This window comes from Methanobrevibacter sp., assembly GCF_045603845.1.
Classification (GTDB): domain Archaea; phylum Methanobacteriota; class Methanobacteria; order Methanobacteriales; family Methanobacteriaceae; genus Methanocatella.
In genome coordinates this window covers 1-2,442 of sequence record NZ_JAZUMY010000113.1, presented here as the reverse complement: position 1 = coordinate 2,442, position 2,442 = coordinate 1, and the positions used below count along the sequence as shown (strand labels likewise).

General features: G+C 30.4%; 2 protein-coding genes. One reads left to right on the top strand and one right to left on the bottom strand.

Going from position 1 to position 2,442, the window contains the following annotated elements:
* The coding region (locus ACKI2W_RS11450; protein WP_407382092.1) for a hypothetical protein at positions 1 to 213 on the bottom strand (213 nt) is incomplete at its 3' end.
* Positions 214 to 479: 266 nt separating this feature from the next.
* Between ACKI2W_RS11450 and ACKI2W_RS11445 the strand changes: the two genes are divergently transcribed.
* Entirely contained in the window at positions 480 to 2,204 is a 1,725-nt protein-coding gene (locus ACKI2W_RS11445; protein WP_407382091.1) for an FUSC family protein, read from the top strand.
* Positions 2,205 to 2,442 lie beyond the last annotated feature (238 nt).

Genomic DNA, 2,442 nt, shown 5'->3' with positions numbered 1-2,442 from the left:
ATTATATAATTCTTCCGCTGCAGAATCAATAATATTGGTTCCAGGATTATCCGATATTATAAATATTGTCTTTTCCGAGGTTTGGACATCTTCCAATGCATCCTGTGAAGTGTCCTGCAAAGTAGCATTATCATCTATCGTTTCTGCAAAACTTGCCTGAGAGAAAATGAAAAATGATAAAGCAATTATCACCAAAATATACTTTTTATTCATATTAATCCCTAAAATATTACTTTTCATATTATATTTGTAATTTTATTAATAATAAAGATTTACAAAGTATTACTAATCAGGTAAAAAACACTAAAAAGTATTACTCATGATTTTGAGACTCTTTCAAAAATTTTGTAGATTTGAAATTTTTTATTCTGTTTAAAAATAGTTAAATTATAATAATTGTTGATAAAATATATTATTGAGTAATTATGAATAGGGCATTAAAATCAAAAATTATCATGTTTGTCTCAATGATGTTGTTCATGATTTTTTATATGGTGATATTTGGAAGTAAGAATGCTGTAATCGGTATGATGGTGGTCATGGCGGCGTTCATGAATCTGAGTAATGATTTGTCATTTAAAGCAAAATCTTCTTTTATTAAAATACTGTTATTGCTCTTGGTGTTAGGCATTGCATCGTTTTTGAATAATCCATTGACTATCTTTGGATGCATATTGACCTTTGTTGTTGTCTTTGCAACTACTTTCACGTCCTATAATCTTTTTGGTACCCATGTTTATTTACCGTACCTGATGATATATTTTATGATGGTTGGAATTCCAGTTTCTGTTGAAATGTTGCCGATGAGGCTTTTGTCTCTTGTCTTCGGTGCGGTTTTCATCGTTGGATTGAATATGGCAATTAACAGGAAAAAAGATTATAAACTGTCAAAAGCAACTATTGACATGTTAATTTCTGAATTAGACAAAGCTATAGATTTGAAATTGGATGGAAAAGATGTTTTTTCGGATAATTTCCGTACAATCAACGGATTTTATTTGAGTATTTTCAACAGGTCCGAGTATAAATATTTCCCATCTGAAATTCACAAATCCGTTTTGAATGTTGTCAAATCATTTCAATACATTGGAAAGATTATATCTGAGCATGATTTGTCAAATAAGGAACTGCTTTACATAAGGAGTGTTTTGTCTCAAATCAAACACATTGATTTGGAGGACATATTTGACGGTATTGAAGTAGAATCAAAAGTGATGTATCTTGTTTTATTAAATTTGGAGATAATTTCAAATGAAATCAGAAAAGATTTAACCGATGAAATAATGCTTCCAGATAAAAACACATTAAAAACCCAGTTCAAATCATTAATCAGACAGTATTTCAGTTTCAGATCTGTCAAGTTTACTTTTGCATTTAAAATGGCCTTTTTAATGTTTGTCTGGCAGCTGCTGACGCTGATGTTTAATTTGCCATTTACAAAATGGCTATATTTCGCTACAATCTCGTTAATGTTACCTTATATTAATGATGTTGCATATTCTGCAAAGTCACGACTTCAGGGAACATTTATCGGAGTTTTTGTTTTTGCAGCAATTCTCATAATTGTCCCTTATCTTAACGTTTCATTTAACGTAATTTCTGTTGCAGTAATGGTTGTCTGTATGTTTATAATGGTCATTAAATTGGAGGATAAACTGATTTTGACAATTGTCACTACTGTGATATCAGTCATGACTGCACTGATGTATATTCCACCACCTGAAGCAATGGAATTGAAGATATTGTGGGTAACTGTTGCAGTTGTAGTTGTCACATTATTCAATTATAAATTCCTGCCTTATTCTGTTGAAATCGAAACAAAGAACAATCTGAAAACATCTTATATACTAAATCAACAGTCAATCGATTTGGTTAAACAGAAATGCATGGCAACGGGACCTGATAAAAAAACAACATTATTGGTTTTAAGCAATGTTGTACGGGAAAACATTGAAATAACTGAGGAAAACCGGGAATTATATGCCCTACAGGTAAAAATTACTGATATTTGCAATTTCATTTTGAATTATCTGGATTTGATTTCAATATCTGATGATTTGGCTAAAAATTTGGTTGAAATAATTGATGATAATGCGTTGGCAGATGTAAATTTAAATATCAAAGATAAAATATGTGCATATTCAATGGAACATGTCATGAGCTTGTTTAAAGATGAACAGATGATTATCGAAGGATTTAATTAATAATTCCATTTCGAATGATTAACTTCTGCTTTTGAATTAAAATTACTTTAGAAAATTTGATGAGGAATTCAATCATATGATTGTTAAACCGATAGTTCCGCGGGGATAGCCTAGAAAAGACTCAATTGACCTATTGAGCAAAAACAAAATCTAGGAATCCTCACATTCTATAAGGTGTTGTTGAATCGTTTTAGCATGTTCATCATTACCAAAAGATTGCTATTATAATGATGAGATT